The 16383-nt window shown below is 53.4% G+C and carries 17 protein-coding genes and 2 tRNA genes; 13 read left to right on the top strand and 6 right to left on the bottom strand.

The features are described from left to right. Nucleotides 1–65 precede the first annotated feature (65 nt). The 3 genes from uvrB to I9W95_RS15630 all read left to right on the top strand — a co-directional run bounded on the left by uvrB (nt 66) and on the right by I9W95_RS15630 (nt 3527). Nucleotides 66–2093 (top strand): excinuclease ABC subunit UvrB, encoded by a 2028-nt coding sequence (uvrB, locus tag I9W95_RS15640; protein ID WP_225676551.1) that lies wholly within the window; start codon nt 66–68, stop codon nt 2091–2093. Nucleotides 2094–2215: 122 nt separating this feature from the next. Next, a complete protein-coding gene (locus I9W95_RS15635) occupies nt 2216–3358 on the top strand; it encodes an HD-GYP domain-containing protein (protein ID WP_225676550.1) in 1143 nt (380 codons plus the stop codon). A 92-nt stretch (nt 3359–3450) separates the two neighbouring features. Further along, a tRNA-Val gene (locus tag I9W95_RS15630) sits at nt 3451–3527 on the top strand. Nucleotides 3528–3606: 79 nt separating this feature from the next. Here I9W95_RS15630 and I9W95_RS15625 read toward each other — a convergent pair. Together I9W95_RS15625 and I9W95_RS15620 are read right to left on the bottom strand one after the other, a co-directional pair. After that, entirely contained in the window at nt 3607–4269 is a 663-nt protein-coding gene (locus tag I9W95_RS15625; RefSeq protein ID WP_225676548.1) for a GGDEF domain-containing protein, read from the bottom strand. A 363-nt stretch (nt 4270–4632) separates the two neighbouring features. Continuing rightward, entirely contained in the window at nt 4633–5892 is a 1260-nt protein-coding gene (locus I9W95_RS15620; RefSeq protein ID WP_225676546.1) for a saccharopine dehydrogenase family protein, read from the bottom strand. Between the two features lie 132 nt (nt 5893–6024). On the opposite strand from I9W95_RS15620, the gene I9W95_RS15615 reads away from it, so the two are divergent. The 6 genes from I9W95_RS15615 to I9W95_RS15590 all read left to right on the top strand — a co-directional run bounded on the left by I9W95_RS15615 (nt 6025) and on the right by I9W95_RS15590 (nt 9894). Then, nucleotides 6025–6342 (top strand): metalloregulator ArsR/SmtB family transcription factor, encoded by a 318-nt coding sequence (locus I9W95_RS15615; RefSeq protein ID WP_404818766.1) that lies wholly within the window; start codon nt 6025–6027, stop codon nt 6340–6342. A 5-nt stretch (nt 6343–6347) separates the two neighbouring features. Further along, nucleotides 6348–6818, top strand: a complete 471-nt coding sequence (locus tag I9W95_RS15610) for an arsenate reductase ArsC (RefSeq protein WP_225676542.1) — start codon at nt 6348–6350, stop codon at nt 6816–6818. 2 nt (nt 6819–6820) lie between these two features. Continuing rightward, a complete protein-coding gene (gene arsB, locus I9W95_RS15605) occupies nt 6821–7825 on the top strand; it encodes an ACR3 family arsenite efflux transporter (RefSeq protein WP_225676540.1) in 1005 nt (334 codons plus the stop codon). A gap of 9 nt (nt 7826–7834) precedes the next feature. After that, nucleotides 7835–8554 carry an arsenical resistance protein ArsH gene (gene arsH, locus I9W95_RS15600; protein WP_225676538.1) on the top strand — a complete coding sequence of 240 codons (720 nt, stop codon included), beginning with the start codon at nt 7835–7837 and terminating at the stop codon, nt 8552–8554. Next, nucleotides 8551–9039, top strand: coding sequence for a DUF6942 family protein (locus tag I9W95_RS15595; RefSeq protein ID WP_225676536.1), 489 nt, complete (start codon nt 8551–8553; stop codon nt 9037–9039). The genes arsH and I9W95_RS15595 overlap by 4 nt, the downstream gene beginning before the upstream one ends. A gap of 117 nt (nt 9040–9156) precedes the next feature. Then, nucleotides 9157–9894, top strand: a complete 738-nt coding sequence (locus I9W95_RS15590; RefSeq protein WP_225676534.1) for a DUF599 domain-containing protein — start codon at nt 9157–9159, stop codon at nt 9892–9894. Nucleotides 9895–9902: 8 nt separating this feature from the next. On the opposite strand, the gene I9W95_RS15585 is transcribed toward I9W95_RS15590, so the two are convergent. Further along, a complete protein-coding gene (locus I9W95_RS15585) occupies nt 9903–10673 on the bottom strand; it encodes an alpha/beta hydrolase (RefSeq protein WP_225676532.1) in 771 nt (256 codons plus the stop codon). Between the two features lie 117 nt (nt 10674–10790). On the opposite strand from I9W95_RS15585, the gene I9W95_RS15580 reads away from it, so the two are divergent. The 3 genes from I9W95_RS15580 to I9W95_RS15570 all read left to right on the top strand — a co-directional run bounded on the left by I9W95_RS15580 (nt 10791) and on the right by I9W95_RS15570 (nt 12906). After that, nucleotides 10791–11267 carry an FKBP-type peptidyl-prolyl cis-trans isomerase gene (locus tag I9W95_RS15580; RefSeq protein WP_225676531.1) on the top strand — a complete coding sequence of 159 codons (477 nt, stop codon included), beginning with the start codon at nt 10791–10793 and terminating at the stop codon, nt 11265–11267. Between the two features lie 4 nt (nt 11268–11271). Further along, nucleotides 11272–12114, top strand: coding sequence for a M90 family metallopeptidase (locus tag I9W95_RS15575; protein WP_225676529.1), 843 nt, complete (start codon nt 11272–11274; stop codon nt 12112–12114). A 93-nt stretch (nt 12115–12207) separates the two neighbouring features. Continuing rightward, nucleotides 12208–12906, top strand: a complete 699-nt coding sequence (locus tag I9W95_RS15570) for a substrate-binding periplasmic protein (protein ID WP_225676527.1) — start codon at nt 12208–12210, stop codon at nt 12904–12906. Here the strand turns inward: I9W95_RS15570 and I9W95_RS15565 are convergent. Continuing rightward, nucleotides 12894–13436: a YaeQ family protein gene (locus I9W95_RS15565; protein ID WP_225676525.1), complete on the bottom strand. Its 543-nt coding sequence runs from the start codon at nt 13434–13436 to the stop codon at nt 12894–12896. The genes I9W95_RS15570 and I9W95_RS15565 overlap by 13 nt on opposite strands. Before the next feature lie 116 nt (nt 13437–13552). After that, nucleotides 13553–15166, bottom strand: coding sequence for a phosphoglucomutase (alpha-D-glucose-1,6-bisphosphate-dependent) (gene pgm, locus I9W95_RS15560; RefSeq protein WP_225676523.1), 1614 nt, complete (start codon nt 15164–15166; stop codon nt 13553–13555). A gap of 276 nt (nt 15167–15442) precedes the next feature. On the opposite strand from pgm, the gene I9W95_RS15555 reads away from it, so the two are divergent. Beyond that, on the top strand, nt 15443–16027 hold the full coding sequence (locus I9W95_RS15555) for a peroxiredoxin family protein (protein ID WP_225676521.1): 585 nt from the start codon (nt 15443–15445) through the stop codon (nt 16025–16027). A 64-nt stretch (nt 16028–16091) separates the two neighbouring features. Here I9W95_RS15555 and I9W95_RS15550 read toward each other — a convergent pair. Beyond that, nucleotides 16092–16168, bottom strand: a tRNA-Met gene (locus I9W95_RS15550). Nucleotides 16169–16383: the final 215 nt, after the last annotated feature.

Raw genomic sequence — 16383 nt, 5'->3', positions numbered from 1 at the left:
TCCGCGTCCTGCCGGTCAAAAAAACCGTATAATGCTACCTGATTTAAGCACTGACTGGAATCCTGATGAGTAAGGCTTTTGACATATCTGCAAAGTATCCGCCCGCCGGCGATCAGCCGGAAGCCATCCGTCAGTTGGTGGCTGGTGTTAATGCCGGCCTGCTGAAACAGACGCTGCTGGGGGTAACGGGTTCAGGTAAAACCTACACCATGGCGAACGTGATCGCTCAGTGCCAGCGTCCGGCCATTATCATGGCGCACAACAAGACACTGGCGGCGCAGTTGTACGGTGAGTTCAAAGAGTTTTTCCCGGATAACGCGGTTGAGTACTTTGTTTCCTACTACGACTACTACCAGCCCGAAGCTTACGTTCCCTCGTCGGATACCTTTATCGATAAAGATGCGTCGGTAAACGAACATATCGAGCAAATGCGTCTGTCAGCTACCAAGGCGCTGATGGAGCGGCGTGACGCGGTGATCGTAGCCACCGTGTCGGCCATTTACGGTTTGGGCGATCCGGACTCCTACCTGAAAATGATGCTGCACATTGTGCGCGGTGACAGTATTGATCAGCGCAGTATTCTGCGTCGTCTGGCTGAGCTGCAATACACCCGTAACGATGCCGATTTTCATCGTGGTACCTATCGTGTACGTGGTGAGGTTATCGATATTTTCCCGGCGGAAAGTGACGACGAAGCCGTACGGGTTGAACTGTTCGACGACGAAGTGGAACAGATCAGTACCTTTGACCCGCTGACCGGAGAAATACTCAGCCGCCTGGCACGGGTAACCATCTATCCGAAAACCCACTATGTGACGCCGCGCCAGACTATCCTCGATGCCATTGATGGCATTAAAACCGAGCTGGAAGAGCGTCTGGCGTACTATCGCGAACACAATTTGCTGGTGGAAGCGCAGCGTCTAGAGCAGCGTACCCGCTACGATATCGAAATGATGCAGGAGCTGGGTTATTGCTCAGGGATTGAGAACTATTCACGCTACCTGTCCGGACGGGAAGAAGGAGCGCCGCCTCCTACTTTGTTTGATTACATTCCTGATGACGCACTGGTGTTTGTCGACGAATCACACGTAACCATTCCGCAAATTGGCGGTATGTACCGTGGCGACCGTTCGCGCAAGGAAACATTGGTACAGTTTGGTTTCCGTCTGCCGTCGGCGCTGGACAACCGGCCGATGCGTTTTGAAGAGTGGGAAGCCATTGTTCCGCAGTGCATCTTTGTCTCGGCCACACCGGGCAACTACGAAAAAGAGCATCAGGATGCCGTGGTTGAACAGGTGGTGCGTCCCACCGGTCTGGTTGATCCGATTGTGGAAATCCGTCCGGCCACCGGTCAGGTGGACGATGTGCTGCATGAACTGCAGGAGCGGGTTGCCATTGGGGAGCGTGTATTAATTACCGTGCTGACCAAGCGCATGGCGGAGGATCTGACGGACTTCCTGCTGGAACAGAATGTACGGGTGCGCTATCTGCATTCAGACATTGATACCGTAGAGCGGGTCGAAATTATCCGTGATCTGCGTCTTGGCGAGTTTGACGTACTGGTGGGGATTAACCTGCTGCGGGAAGGCCTGGATATTCCGGAAGTGTCGCTGGTGGCGATATTTGATGCCGATAAAGAAGGCTTCCTGCGTTCCGAGCGCTCCCTGATTCAGACCATCGGCCGTGCAGCTCGTAACCTCAACGGTAAAGCTATTCTGTATGCCGATAGAATTACTGATTCCATGAATCGTGCGATGGACGAAACTGAACGTCGTCGTGAAAAGCAGGTGGCCTTCAACGAAGAACATGGCATTACCCCGCGTGGTATCACCAAGTCGGTGGAAGATATCCTCGAAGCCGCTCCGCCGCCGGGTAAAAAAGGCAAAGGTCGTGGTCGTACTCGTAAGGTTGCAGAAGATCATGCCGGCTATGACAGCGACTGGCGTGTACTGCCATCACAAGAGCTGGTGAAGCGCGTCGCTGAAGTAGAGGATCAGATGTTCCGCGCAGCGAAAGATCTGAACTTTGAGGAAGCCGCACGCCTGCGTGACCTGCTGCATGAAATGAAACAAAAGGTCATAGAAAACAGCTGATAGCCGACACAGGTCACGAAAGTTCAGCGCTGGCCTGTCTGGTTCACTTGTCTCGTGCGGTTCTGGTGATTATATTTAAGTTCATCAACAGAACTGAATTCGGCAGAGTGGGTGAGGAATGCATGGGGCGGTATCAGCATAGTCTGCTGTTCAGTCAGGCAGAAAGCCTGTCAGATCGGCTGCAGGATATTCACAGCAATATTCTGGCGGGCATTCCGGCGGTCGATCGCATATCCTGCGCGCTCTACGATCCAGCCACCGATCTGGTAAAAACCTTCATCAACAGTACCCACGAAGGGCACGCGATTTCTGGCTATCAGTACCAGCTGAAAGACAGTCGTTCTTTGTCGGTGCTGGCCGCCAGCGGCGATTACCGGGTGATCGACGATATTCGTATCGACATTCAGCCGGGCAATCAGCACTCCGACTGGTTGCTGGAGCAGGGCTATTCTTCCTCTTTTACCATTCCCATGATCAACGGCGGTGAGCTGCTGGGCTTCATTTTTTTCGACAGTCTTAAGGCTGGCGTTTTTACGCCTGAAGTTCAGCGTGATCTGCTGGTGTACTGCAACGTCGTTATGATGGTAATCGTATCGGAGCTGGCGGCGGTGAATACCTTGCTGGCCACGGCAAATGCAGCACAGGACTTTGTCCACGTACGCGATTTTGAAACCGGGGCCCATCTGCAGCGTATGGCGCGCTTATCGCGCCTGATTGCCCGAGCGACAGCAACGGATTTTGCTGTCAGTGACGAATTTGTTGAGCATGTGTATCTGTTCGCACCCTTGCACGATATTGGCAAAATCGGTATCCCTGACGAAATCCTGCTGAAGCCGGGGCGGCTTTCGGAAGAAGAGCGGCAGATTATGCAGGGACACGTTCAGAAAGGTGTGGAGCTGATTAACAGCGTGATGAAAAACTTCCACTTAAGCCACCTTGTGGATTCAAAAATCATGCTCAATATCGTTGCCTGTCATCATGAACTACTGGATGGCAGCGGTTACCCGCAGGGGCTCGCTGGTGATGATGTGCCTGCGGAAGCGCGCATTGTCGCAACCGCCGATATATTCGATGCACTGACCAGTTTCCGGCCCTATAAGAAAGCCTGGTCGATTGACGATGCGCTGGCAGAGCTTGATCGCATGGCGCAGGCCGGAAAGCTGGATACGCGCTGTGTACAGGCGCTGTATTCGCAGCGTGCAGAAGTGGATGAAATCGTTAGTCAGTTGGTGGGCACGGATCTGCCGGAAATGGCAGGTGATTGATTTTTAAGTAGTTATCGCAGCGCTGAGGTGCATCCGGGGTGTAAAAAGTGCTTGCGCGATAATCCCGGCATCGTTAAGATACGCGCCAATTCAGGACTATAGCTCAGTTGGTTAGAGCGCTACCTTGACATGGTAGAGGTCCCCAGTTCGAATCTGGGTAGTCCTACCAAATTTAAAAAAGCCGCATCTGCTGATGCGGCTTTTTTTATGCTCCGGACTCAGTGTTTTACTGAACTCTGCCTGCGTAGCTAGCGGCAGACACTACGGTTTCTGCCGGCATTTTTGGCCTTGTACAGTTCGGCATCAGCATCGGCCAGCATCTGGTCGAGCCTGAGTTCGTCGCATTCAGGATCGCAGCTGATAACACCAAAACTGGCCGTTGTGGTTATCCCCTGACCTTTGATGTTCACTGTGTTATTCATCAACGTCTGTCGTAAGCGTTCGGCTAGCTGACCTGCCTGCTCCAGATCTGTTTGTGGCAGTAATATGGCGAATTCCTCGCCGCCAATGCGGGCAACAATGTCTGCCTGACGCACGGTTTCTCTGGTCAGGCGGGCGATATGGAGCAGTACTTCATCACCACTCTCATGTCCAAACTGGTCATTAATCTGCTTAAAGTGGTCGAGATCAAACATGATCAATGACGCTGGTTGTTTAAAGCGGATGGTCTCTTTCAGTAACTGATTACCAAGATCTGAGAAGGCACGGCGGTTGTTCAGGCTTGTCAGTGGATCAATGCCAGCCAGAAATTCAGCTTCACGCCGAGCTGCATCCAGCTCGCTTTCCATCTGCTTGCGCTCGGTAATATCGGTGGCAATTTCAATGCGTACCAGGCGCCCGTCTGGCCAGTAGATGGCTTCGTCACGGCATTGAAACCAACGGTTGGTAACCGTATTTCTGAATTCCCACACGTACACGCCTGTGGGCTTAGCCTCGTCATTCCTCAAATGCTTGTTCGTGCAGAATGTACAGGGGCCAGACTGATTCTTTTGTAAATACTCCCAGCACCTGAGTTTGCCCGGGTCCCCCCATTTCTGGCGACCATATTCGTTTACAAACAGCAGCTCGTAGCTATCCATATCCGCAACATAAATAAGAGCATCCAGACTGTTCACAACGGTGAGCAGGGCGGGGTATGCGTCATTTGACTGCTTGTCAGGCTTCTTGTTCATGTCGGAATAATGGCTGAATCTCCCGTTAAGGGTAGACTCGTTTCGCGCACCGGGCAATCTGACAATATGTCGGGAAATGTCCGGTGGCGAAAAGGATGCTTGTTAAGCTTCTGTCGGGTTCAGAACTTCGAAGGTGAGCCCCGCATTTGCGGTCAGGCGGTCGATATAGCGGTCGTCAAATACCGATGCCGGTGTCCAGAAACCACCGCTTCGATGGTTTTTATTGCCATCCTGGTCGTGCAGGTCGCAGGCCAGGCTGATAATCGCTTCACCAAGGATCTTAGCGGTTGAGCCGTAGCCAGGATCTTTGTCGCCGGTGACTCGTGTCAACAGAGTCTGGTTGTCGTCTGTACGGCCGATAAAGCGGATATCGTAGTACCCAGCCTCCTGGGCTGCGGGAGACGGGCCTTCGCCCGGCTTTGGCAGGATGAATTTTTCCAGCAGGGCTCTGGTTGGTTTCATCGCAGCACCCAGCATAAATGCTCCCATGGCGCCGACCAGGGCAGCACCGGTCAGCCAGCCGCGCATACCGCGCCCGCTGAGCATAGATTCTTCATAGCGGAAGTTTTCACCGTAGGCGTGCTGACGTAAAGCATTCGAGCGATGAACGATACGGGTATTAATGGCGGCCATGATAAATGGCACCGTCCAGCTGTTGAGATCGGTATCCTTATCGACGCCTTTCTGATTGTACTGGCGGGTTTTATACGGGTGGCCAGTTGGACACAAAGCGTAGGGGTTGGCCAGTAGCTTTCTCAGCGATGGTTCGGCAATTACCTCTTTGGTCAGCTCAATGATACTGGCAATGGTGCCACCGGACATGCCGCCTTTCGCCGCTTTTACCCGCATATGCACATTCGTCAGCGGTTGTCCGAAGCGCTTCCCGGCCTGCTGCTGCAGGAAGTACACGCCCATATCCGATGGCACGGAGTCAAAGCCACACGAATGCACGATACGTGCGCCTGAAGACTGAGCTGCGCTTTCGTACTTATCCAGCATACGGCGAATCCACTGTGGCTCGCCGGTCAGATCGCAGTAGTCGGTACCGCTTTCTGCACACGCGCGCACCAATGGTTCGCCATACAGCGCGTAGGGACCAACGGTGGAAACAATGGCTCGGGTTTGTGCACACATGGTCTGCAACTGAGCATCGTCAGCGGCATCGGCAATCAGCACCGGAAGGTCGCTGGCAGCCTCGCCGAGAGAGGTCTTCAGTTCATTCAGTTTGGCGGACGAGCGTCCGGCAATGGCCCAGTTAATTTCCTGGCCGACACCGCAGCTCTGCAGCAGGTAGCGGGTAAGAATCTGACCAACAAAGCTGGTGGCGCCAAATACGACAAAGTGAAATGCAGGTTGTGACATAGCGGGGTCCGGTTTGTTATTGGTTTACCTTGGTCCTGACACTACCGTGCAAAAGCGGTCACGGTAAGGTGCATTTGGGCTATTTTCAGGAAAAAATTGTATATATGGAATTCCATATATACTATGCACCTCATGAAACCTCTTACTCTGTTTAAGTGCCTGTGCGATGACACCCGCCTCAAGCTGACCTTGCTGCTCAGTAACGGCGAGATGTGCGTATGCGATCTTATGACGGCACTGGACCTCAGCCAGCCAAAAATTTCACGCCACCTGGCACTGCTGCGCGAGCAGCAGCTGGTGGTCAGTGAAAAGCGTGGCCAGTGGGTTTACTACCGCTTGTCACCTGAGCTACCCGTGTGGGCGCTCGACATCATCGATCAGGCACTGACTGCCTGTCAGCAGGAAATAACAGCGCTTAAACCATTCAGTGAAGGGCAATGTTGCCGTTGAAGCCTATGTTGAAATTACTCTTTGTTTGTACTCATAACCGCTGCCGTTCGATTCTGGCAGAAGCCATTTGTCGTGATGTCGCTGGGGATGTATTTGACGTGCGCAGCGCCGGTAGCCAGCCTGCCGGTGTCGTGTTTCCCGGTACTCTGAGCTTTTTGCAACAACAGGGCATAAACACCGACGATTTACGCAGCCAGAGTTGGGATGAATTTGCCGATTTTGCGCCGGACGTAGTGATTACTGTGTGCGACAGCGCCGCCGGTGAAGCCTGTCCGTTATGGATGGGCAACAGTATCCGGGTGCACTGGGGGCTGACCGATCCGTCGAAGGAAAGCGATGCAGAAAAGCAGCAGGCGTTATTCAGCGCGGTAGCCGATACGCTGAGTCAGCGTATAGAACGCGTGCGCAAACAGGATTTTTCAGTGCTCAGTGCTGACGATATTAAACAGATTTTTACTCAGGCCGCCGGAGTGTAATTGTGGGGATTTTTGAGCGTTTTCTGACCGTATGGGTTGGCGTGGGCATGATCGCTGGTGTAGCGCTGGGGTTGCTGCTGCCAGATGTATTTAATGCCGTTGCTGCGTTAGAAGTGGCGAATGTGAATCTGCCAGTGGCGGTACTGATCTGGCTGATGATTTATCCGATGATGACGCAGATCGATTTCACAGCAATCCGTGACATTGGCCGTAAGCCACAGGGGTTAGTACTCACTCTGGTGATCAACTGGCTGATTAAACCATTCTCCATGGCGGCTCTTGGATGGTTGTTCTTTCAGGTGTTTTTTGCCGGTATGGTCGATGCCAGTACCGCCAGCGAATACATTGCCGGCATGATTTTATTAGGCGTTGCGCCCTGTACCGCCATGGTGTTTGTCTGGAGTCAGCTGACCAAAGGGGATCCTAATTACACCCTGGTGCAGGTGTCGGTGAATGACCTGATTATGGTGTTCGCCTTTGCACCGCTTGCGGCTTTTTTACTGGGTGTTTCTGATATTCAGGTGCCGTGGGAAACCCTGCTGCTGTCGGTGGTGCTGTATGTGGTACTGCCGCTGGTGGCCGGTATTGTCACGCGTAAACTGTTAACCGCAGACAAACTGCAGTCGTTTTCAGCCGGTATAAAACCGTTTTCAGTCATGGGGCTGATTGCGACCGTCGTGATTCTGTTTGCTTTGCAAGCACAGACTATTGTCGCTAAGCCCTTTGATATTGTACTGATTGCCATTCCACTGCTGATTCAGACTTACGGTATTTTCTTTATTGCCTACTTTATTGCACGCAAAATGCAGCTGGCACATAACATCGCGGCACCGGCCTGTATGATTGGCACCAGTAATTTCTTCGAACTGGCGGTGGCTGTGGCTATTGCACTGTTCGGTCTTAATTCTGGTGCGGCGCTGGCAACCGTGGTTGGGGTTCTGGTTGAAGTGCCGGTGATGCTGTCGCTGGTGGCTTTTGCTAACCGTACCCGTCACTGGTTTAACTGAGGCTGAGTAATGACTGATATCACTGAACCGGCGAACCTGCAGCCGGAATGTTTTAAAGCACCGGATGCCGCAGCCTTATTCCGCTCGCAGCCATCGACACATAAAGCAAAAATTCTGCTGTTGTATGGCTCGTTACGCCAGCGTTCGTTCAGCCGTTTAGTGGTGGAAGAGAGCGCCCGCATTCTGCAGAAAATGGGCGCGGAAACCCGTATTTTTAATCCCAGTGGCCTGCCGCTGCCGGATGACTGTGATGACAGCCACGCCAAAGTGCAGGAACTGCGCGAGCTGGTGCAGTGGGCGGAAGGCATGGTGTGGTGTTCACCCGAGCGTCATGGTGCCATGACCGGCATTATGAAAGCACAGATCGACTGGATTCCCCTGAGCATTGGTGCGGTACGACCAACTCAGGGAAAGACACTGGCTGTAATGCAGGTGTGTGGTGGTTCGCAGTCATTTAATGCGGTAAACCAGATGCGTATTCTGGGGCGCTGGATGCGCTGTCTGACGATTCCGAACCAGTCGTCGGTCGCCAAGGCCTGGGCAGAGTTTGACGATGATGACCGGATGAAGCCATCGCCGTATTACGATCGTATTGTCGATGTGTTGGAAGAGCTGATGCATTTCACACTGCTGACCCGTGACCGCAATGATGTTTTGCTTGATCGCTACTCTGAACGCAAAGAAACGGCAGAACAGCTGATGAGCCGGGTTAACCAGCGCTCCCTATGATGACTTCCGCGGTTGGCCTTGGCGATATCAATGCCCGTTTTCAGGTGTATATCGCCAATCGTCCGCCACTGGCGGAATACCAGGGCTTAACAACGTTGCGTCCGATGCAGCACGGCGAAATTGGCCGCATCGCGGCTGAAACCGGCAATCACTGGCGCAAGATTTTTAATGTCTATGCCAAGTTGCTATTTGCCGAAAATCCGCGTGGCTATGATCGCTGGCAAAGCCTGCGTGACGATTGTCTGTTGCAGGCCAGCAGTGGTACTGCGTTGCTGTTCTCGCCACCACCCTTGCAGGCGCAGGAAGGTTCGGTACGTCTGGTACTGGGCAAGGGCTATGCTGCCGAATGCGGTCTTAATGATGAGCTGCACTGGCTGGATGAGCGCTTTGCCCGGCATAGCAGTGGTCTGCTGGTGTGCCCGTACTTCGATTACCGTCAGTTGTCTGATGCCCGTATTCAACAGCTGATCGGCCTGCTGCCCTGACTGTCGCCTTGGTAAAAATACTCACGTGCCTGCGGGCGAAGCGTATTTATTGGGATACTGAGGCGGTATATCCTAAACTCAGTCTGTTTTTTCACTGCTGAATAAGAGAGCCGCGTAATGCCGGATGTTGTTCTGCTAAACGCAATTGCCCTGGCCTGGTTTATTACCTGCTGGGTTGCCTACACTCAGTTTGCCAAATACCGCGCCAGAACATCCGCATCGCTGTCATCTGTGTTGCACGTTCACCGTATTAACTGGATGCGTCGTTTATTGCAGCGTGACGTGCGCGTAGGAGATGCTGCGTTACTGGCAAACCTTGAGCGCAACGTAAATTTCTTTGCCTCGTCGTCGGTACTGATTCTGGCCGGTTTACTGACGGTCATGACGTCTGTCGATGATGTGCGGGATATGCTGTCTGGCGTATCCTTTGTGATGGCTGACAGCCTGCTGATGCTGGAGCTGAAACTGGCGACGCTGATAGGCGTATTTATCTACGCATTTTTTACTTTCACCTGGTCAATGCGTCAATTTGGTTTCGCTTCCGTACTGGTGGGAGCTGCACCGTTACCAATGGATGAAACCGTCACCGCAGCAGAGCGCCGTAGCTTTTCAATTTATGCCGCGAAAGTGATTGATCATGCCAGCCGCAGTTACAACTATGGCCTGCGTGCATTTTATTTTTCGTTGTCGGCACTGAGCTGGTTTGTACACCCGCTGGTATTTATGCTGACTGCGTCGTTTGTGGTATTTGTACTTTACCGCCGGGAATTTTTATCTAATTCCCTCTACGCCATGATGAAGGTCGAGAACGTCGGCGATAAAGTGTTTAAAGACGATAAGGAACTATCTGAGTAAATCTGCGCCTAGCCGGATTTTTCCAGCCACGCGGCGACATCCTGCGCGATATTTTCCCAGCCCGGCTCACTGATCAGCCAGTGAGCATGGTTCGGGTAACTGCGATATTCTGCATAGCGGTACCGAGCTGCCACTTTCTTATTCACGCTGGCGGGTGTGATGTGATCGTTCTCGCCGCTGATAACCAGCATAGGCTGCGTGACATGGGCCGGATTAACCACGGTGGCTTTGTTCGGGTCAATCAGCCAGAAGCCAATTTCAAACGCTGCCCGACCGCTTTCATAGCGCATTTGCAGATAGGCATCCTGTGCTGCTTGTCCTGAAAGTTTATTAAACAGCGCATAGCGTGCAGCCGCCGGCGATAATTTATTGGCTTTTCGCCAGAAGCCCCAGCGCGCCATAACACCAAAGAAGCTGCGCACGACCGACGGCGTTAATGCGTGAATACCTGCTGGCGATGCCGGGCACAGCAGCACGGCTTTATCGACCAGATTGCGTGCACACAGTATCTGCACCAGCAAGCCCCCCATGGAATGACCAATGACTATGGGTTTTCTATCCAGTGTCCGGATAAAGGCTTCCAGGTCGTTGGCGTAATCCGTAATGCTGGTTGTTCCCAGGCTGTCCAGCGATTGTTGCATGCTTTCATGGCCACGCAGGGCCGGGACATGGCATTCGTAGCCCAGTGATGTGAAGTAGTCCGCATAGGGCTGGAAAACCTCTGGTCCACACCACATACCATGAATAAATACGATGGGAGAACGGCGCTGTTCTGTCATAGTTCTGCTGATTTTCTTATGATGACTTGTTTATATGGTAAGTCATTGTCCGGGTAAAGGTACCAGACGGTCAGTTATCCTGTGATTTGCCCATGATCCCCCATACTGGAGAACACTATGTTTAACGCCATTCTGGTGATTGTGATTGCCGCACTGGTCATTTATGCCTTACGTCGAGCAGGCGTGGGCAGCAAAGGAGCGGATGAAAATATTGCCGCTGGTGAGCACCTGCTGGCGGAAAATGGAAAGCGTGAAGGCGTGCAACAAACAGCATCTGGCCTGCAGTATGAGGTACTCAGCGCCGGTCATGGCAGCGAGCATCCGGGAGCACGGGATAAAGTGCTGGTGCACTATCACGGAACGCTGGCAGATGGCACTGTGTTCGACAGTTCGGTACAGCGCAACGAACCGATCAGCTTTGGTCTGAATCAGGTGATTCCGGGCTGGACCGAAGGCGTGCAGTTAATGGTTGAAGGTGAAAAGACCCGTTTCTGGATTCCGTCAAATCTGGCCTATGGCAACAGCCGCGTGGGCAATATTCCGCCGGGTTCGCTGCTGATTTTTGATGTTGAGTTACTGAGCATCGGCGGCTGATCATATGTTCCGACGTTTGTTCGACTGGATTTATCGTCAGTTAGTAACGCCACCACCACCTTTGCCGCCATGGCAGGGTGAGTGGTCTGACTTTTTGCATGAGCACGTTGCCTTTTACCGCAACCTGTCTGCTGAAGAGCAGGCGGTGTTTAACCTGCGTATGCGCCACTTCTGGTCGACCACACGTATTGAAGCGTCGGATACCATAGAGCTGACCGACGAAGACCGCTTGCTGGTGGGTGCCAGCGCCATTATTCCGGTGTGGGGGCTACCCGACTGGCACTATATGAATGTCGCGGCCGTGTTTTTACTACCGGGGCTGTTCAATAATCAGTTTCAGTGTGGTCAGCCTGATTCGCGTTATTCAGGAATGGTTGGTAGTGGCCCGATGGCGGGAAAGCTGGTGCTCAGTAAGCCGGATCTGCATGCTGGTTTTGCCAACAGCGAAGACAAACGCAACGTCGGCATTCATGAGTTTGTCCACCTGCTGGATATGGCAGATGGCGTGGCCGACGGTTTTCCGGAACGGCTGGCAGCTAACTATGCCTGCAGTAGTCAGTGGTCGGCGCTGATTCAGGACAAAATCGGGGAGATGGGGGAATCACGCATCGGCATTGATAGTTATGCCTCAACCAATCCAGCTGAATTTTTTGCCGTAACCTCTGAATATTTTTTTGAGCGCCCGGAGCTTTTGCAGAAGAAGCATCCGCAGTTGTACCGGTGGCTGGCTGACTTCTATCAGCAGAACCGCGCACAGCAGGTCAGGCAGTTACGTGCCGCAGAAGCCGCTGCTCGCGCCAGTGGCAGAAAAGGGCGGCATCAGCCTGGCGAACGGTCGAAGAAATAACCCCGGAGGTATGGAATGTGCTGCAGGTGCATTCTATTCTGGCTTAATCTTCAGGCCCGAGAGTCGATGATGAAAAGAATCCTCAAGCCCGTTTTGGCCGCTGTAATCTTGTTGCTCAGCTCTGTTGCGTCTGCGCAGGAACCGTTGCGTGTTCAGCTGGGCACATTTCATATTCCACTGCTGGTGGAGTCGGCGACTGAGGGGCGCTTTGTTGATGTTGCGCGGCGAGTAGCAGACGAGGCTGGTGTGGCACTGGAGATCCAGTTTATGCCCACTCAGCGTACTCGTGATGCGTTTTTGCAGAAGGAGCTGGAGGGTTTCTTCCCGGCACTGGCTGGAACCCTGAGTGGAGACTATTCCGCTACGCTGCCGTTCAGTACCAAGCGTATCTATGCCTATACGCTGAAAGACGGACCGCTAATTCACAAAGCCGAAGGGCTGGCGGGGCATCAGGTGGGATTTACCCAGGGCTTTACCTATCCGGCGCCATTAATGTCGGTACCGGGTACTATCTACGAAGGTGTGAATACCGACCCGCAGAATTTACAGAAGCTTCTGGCTGGGCGCATTGACGTGTTTCTCGGTGATGAGATTTCGACTCAGGGCAATATCCGTCAGCTTAATGCGCAGGACGTCATCCTCTATGACGAAGCACGTCCTTTGGCGGTGCTACCGATTTTCTTTGCCTTTCAGGATGATGAGCGTGGACGGATGCTAACCCGGCGCTTCAATGAGGCCATCCGTCGGCTGGAGGCCGACGGCGAGTTGTGGCGCATTATTCACGCGCCCTGAAGAGCTTCGGCTTTCAGTTCAATGCTGTGTTCGTTATTGCCCAGCCACATCACACCATCCTGAATATTGGCCTGCAGGCGCATGGTGCGGTCGGCCAGTTGTTCCAGCTGCTCAATGGCGGCGTTATCAAATTCAAACACCTTCAGGTTGTTAAAGCGGCGACAGGTCGCAGCCATTTGTTCCCACCAGACAGAAAACGCACGACCGTGATAGCCATAAATGTGCACTTCCTTCGAGCGGTTACAGGCTTTGCGGATGCGTTTTTCATCCGGCTGACCCAGTTCAATCCAAAGCTCGATTTCATCGCTCAGGGAATGTGCCCACAGGTCTGGCTCATCGTCGGTACTCAGGCCACGGCTGAATTCCAGATTCTCCTCTGCATTTAATGCAAAGGCAGCGATGCGTACCATCATACGCTCCAGCGTTTCTGACGGATGCTGAGCGATGGTCAGGTTGTAGGTCTGGTAATGATGACGGTCCATATCCGAGACCATCAGTTCCGCTTTATAAATGGTTGCCTTCAGGGCCATGGCGTACTGCTTATCTGAGAGAAAAATAGGGCGCTATTGTACGGGCATTTTTCATTTGGCGGGAAACTATAAAAAAACAGCCGCAATCAGCGGCTGTTTTTTTCAGGATATAGTGCTTACAGCACGTCGCTCAGCAGGGCTTTCGCTTCATCCAGTAGCTTCTGCAGGTGGTCTTCACCGTCAAAGCTTTCGGCGTAAATCTTATAGATATCTTCGGTACCACTTGGCCGCGCTGCGAACCAGCCGTTTTCGGTGGATACCTTAATACCGCCAATGGAAGCGCCATTACCCGGTGCGGTGGTGTGTACTGCTGTGATCGCAGAACCCGCCAGCTCATCAGCCTTAATGCTGTCGGCAGAGAGCTTTTTGAACGACGCTTTCTGCTCTGGTGTGGCCGGTGCATCAATACGGCGGTAAACCGGGTTGCCGTGTTGTTTTACCAGTTTGGCGTAGTACTGCGACGGCTTGAGGCCGGTTACTGCAGTGATCTCTGCCGCCAGTAAGCACAGCAGAATACCGTCTTTATCGGTGCTCCAGGCGTTGCCGTCCAGAGTCAGGAAGCTCGCGCCGGCGCTTTCTTCACCACCGAAAGCCAGTTCGCCTGAGTACAGACCTTTTACGAACCATTTAAACCCGACCGGCACTTCATACAGTTCACGCTGATGAGACGCTACCACACGGTCCATCATCGAAGAGGTTACCAGTGTCTTACCGATTTTCAGTGCGCCGCTCCACTGCGGACGATGGGTCAGCAGATAATCCACGCACACACACAGGAAATGGTTCGGGTTCATCAGGCCGGCGGCATCGACAATACCGTGGCGGTCAGCATCCGGGTCGTTCGCCAGTGCGATATCAAACTGATCGCGGGCATTCAGCAGGTTGGCCATGGCCGCGGTGCTGGAGCAGTCCATACGGATACGACCATCGTGATCCGGTGGCATAAACGCAAAGGTTGGGTCCAGAGTCTCGTTTACCACGGTCAGGTTCAGACGTTCGTCTTTTGCCAGTGCCTGCCAGATTGGCAGGGCAGTGCCGCCCATCGGATCGGCGCCCAGCTTCAATGTGCTGTTGCGAATAGCATCCAGATCGACCACTTGTTCAAGCTGCGCGATGTATTCAGCAACGTAATCGTATTCTGTTGCAGCGGCGATAGCGGCTGGCAGCTCAACGGTTTTCACCTGAGTGCAATCCGCAGCCAGATATTCATTGGCGCGGGATTCAATCCAACCGGTCACGTCACCATCGGCCGGGCCGCCATCCGGCGTGTTGTACTTAATACCGCCGTCTTCCGGTGGGTTGTGTGACGGCGTGATGATCACACCATCCGCCAGACCAGCGGTTTTGCCAGTGTTAGCCTGCAGAATGGCACGGCTGACGAGAGGCGTTGCGGTAACCTGCTTGTGAGCGGCAACGCGCACGTCGACGTCGTTGGCAACTAATACGCGCAGTGCCGTTTCCCATGCCAACTGCGACAGGGCGTGAGTATCCAGACCTAAAAACAGTGGGCCGTTAATTCCGGCCTGGGCGCGGTAATCGGCCACGGCCTGGGCAATCGCCAGAATATGCTGTTCGTTGAAGGTGCTCTTTAACGCTGAGCCACGATGTCCGGAGGTGCCGAAGGTCACCCGTTGCGCGCTGTTGGCAGCATCGGGTTTCTGTTGCTGATAGGCGTCCAGTAAGGTCTTAATCACACTGCTTCCCTCATAAAAGCGGTATTCAAATCTCATATCGCAGGCGCTCCGGCCTGCCATGTGTGAAAACAGGCGCTACATTACCAAATCCATATAACAAAGAGCCACCGCTGCAGGCTATTTACCTGGCTTTCGGTGGTTTGGCACGTCGTTTATTGCCGGATGCACTTTTGCATGGCCAGCCATGCAGTGCATGTGAAGTAATAATGGCTCCCTTTGTAAGAAAGCGGCACCTTAGGCGACTAAGCACTGAGTCGAATAAATAAAAAATCCGGTGCGAGCCACGCTTGCCCGCAACAGAAGGAACTCTATATGACCTCCACCCAGCAAGCTGGTCGCCAGAGCGACGTTGTCCAGCTGAATCCTGGCGATAGCCTGCCAGCATTCTCATTGCCCGCTCTGGATGGTTCAATCTGGTCCAGTCGTGACCTGCAGGGCCGGCGAGCGCTGGTGGTGTTCTTCCGCTTTGCCAGTTGTCCGTTCTGCAACCTGCGTCTGCATCAGCTGATTCAGCGTCAGGCAGAGTGGCCACAAGACTTTACGGTGATCGCTGTGTTTGATTCATCTGCGGCAGAGCTGCGTCCCTACGCTGAACGTCACCATGCCCCGTTTCCGGTACTGGCGGATTACCGGGCAGAGGTACATCGCCGCTTTGGAGTGCGTTACTCCTGGCTGGGCGTAATACGCGGTATGCTCGCGCGCTTACCAACCGCGCTGTATTCCATGCTGGTAAAAGGCTACTGGCCAACGTCGGTTTCCGGTGCACTGCACACCATGCCAATGAACTTTCTGGTAGACGAGCAGGGCACAATCGTGACGGCGTATTACGGCAAGGACGAAGGCGATCATCTGCCTTTGGCAGCTATTGAGGCGTTTGCGCAGGGTGGTGAGGCGTAAGCAGATATTTTCAGGCAATAAAAAACCCGCTTGTCATTGCTGATAAGCGGGTTTTCAGAATTAGTGGTAGCAATGGGCAGACTTGAACTGCCGACCCCAGCATTATGAGTGCTGTGCTCTAACCAGCTGAGCTACATTGCCACTTCACACCTGATTGGCTGTGTGCCTCTCAAGTGGCGCGTATTATGCCAGCATTTTGCGGGCTGTCAAACACTTTTTCCTGATAATTTTCAACGAGTTAGACATTGGCGGAATCTCTGCCGCAAAAGCCTTGTGCGGGCGAATGCCTCCAGCCTCCAGCCTCCAGCCTCCAGCGTCCAGCGTCCGGCGTCCAGCGTCCGGCGTCCAGCGTCCGG

Source organism: Thalassolituus marinus, from assembly GCF_020320395.1.
Taxonomy (GTDB): Bacteria; Pseudomonadota; Gammaproteobacteria; order Pseudomonadales; family Oceanobacteraceae; genus Venatoribacter; species Venatoribacter marinus.
The sequence above is the reverse complement of the archived record's forward strand: the minus strand, read 5'-3'. Positions and strand labels throughout refer to the sequence as shown.

Bases quoted from the DNA above. Each gene is read 5' to 3' on its own strand.
- uvrB (WP_225676551.1), top strand. From the start codon at position 66: ATGAGTAAGGCTTTTGACATATCTGCAAAGTATCCGCCCGCCGGCGAT.
- I9W95_RS15635 (WP_225676550.1), top strand. From the start codon at position 2,216: ATGGGGCGGTATCAGCATAGTCTGCTGTTCAGTCAGGCAGAAAGCCTG.
- I9W95_RS15620 (WP_225676546.1), bottom strand. From the start codon at position 5,892: ATGTCACAACCTGCATTTCACTTTGTCGTATTTGGCGCCACCAGCTTT.
- I9W95_RS15615 (WP_404818766.1), top strand. From the start codon at position 6,025: ATGAAACCTCTTACTCTGTTTAAGTGCCTGTGCGATGACACCCGCCTC.
- I9W95_RS15610 (WP_225676542.1), top strand. From the start codon at position 6,348: ATGTTGAAATTACTCTTTGTTTGTACTCATAACCGCTGCCGTTCGATT.
- arsH (WP_225676538.1), top strand. From the start codon at position 7,835: ATGACTGATATCACTGAACCGGCGAACCTGCAGCCGGAATGTTTTAAA.
- I9W95_RS15595 (WP_225676536.1), top strand. From the start codon at position 8,551: ATGATGACTTCCGCGGTTGGCCTTGGCGATATCAATGCCCGTTTTCAG.
- I9W95_RS15590 (WP_225676534.1), top strand. From the start codon at position 9,157: ATGCCGGATGTTGTTCTGCTAAACGCAATTGCCCTGGCCTGGTTTATT.
- I9W95_RS15585 (WP_225676532.1), bottom strand. From the start codon at position 10,673: ATGACAGAACAGCGCCGTTCTCCCATCGTATTTATTCATGGTATGTGG.
- I9W95_RS15580 (WP_225676531.1), top strand. From the start codon at position 10,791: ATGTTTAACGCCATTCTGGTGATTGTGATTGCCGCACTGGTCATTTAT.
- I9W95_RS15575 (WP_225676529.1), top strand. From the start codon at position 11,272: ATGTTCCGACGTTTGTTCGACTGGATTTATCGTCAGTTAGTAACGCCA.
- I9W95_RS15565 (WP_225676525.1), bottom strand. From the start codon at position 13,436: ATGGCCCTGAAGGCAACCATTTATAAAGCGGAACTGATGGTCTCGGAT.
- pgm (WP_225676523.1), bottom strand. From the start codon at position 15,166: ATGAGATTTGAATACCGCTTTTATGAGGGAAGCAGTGTGATTAAGACC.
- I9W95_RS15555 (WP_225676521.1), top strand. From the start codon at position 15,443: ATGACCTCCACCCAGCAAGCTGGTCGCCAGAGCGACGTTGTCCAGCTG.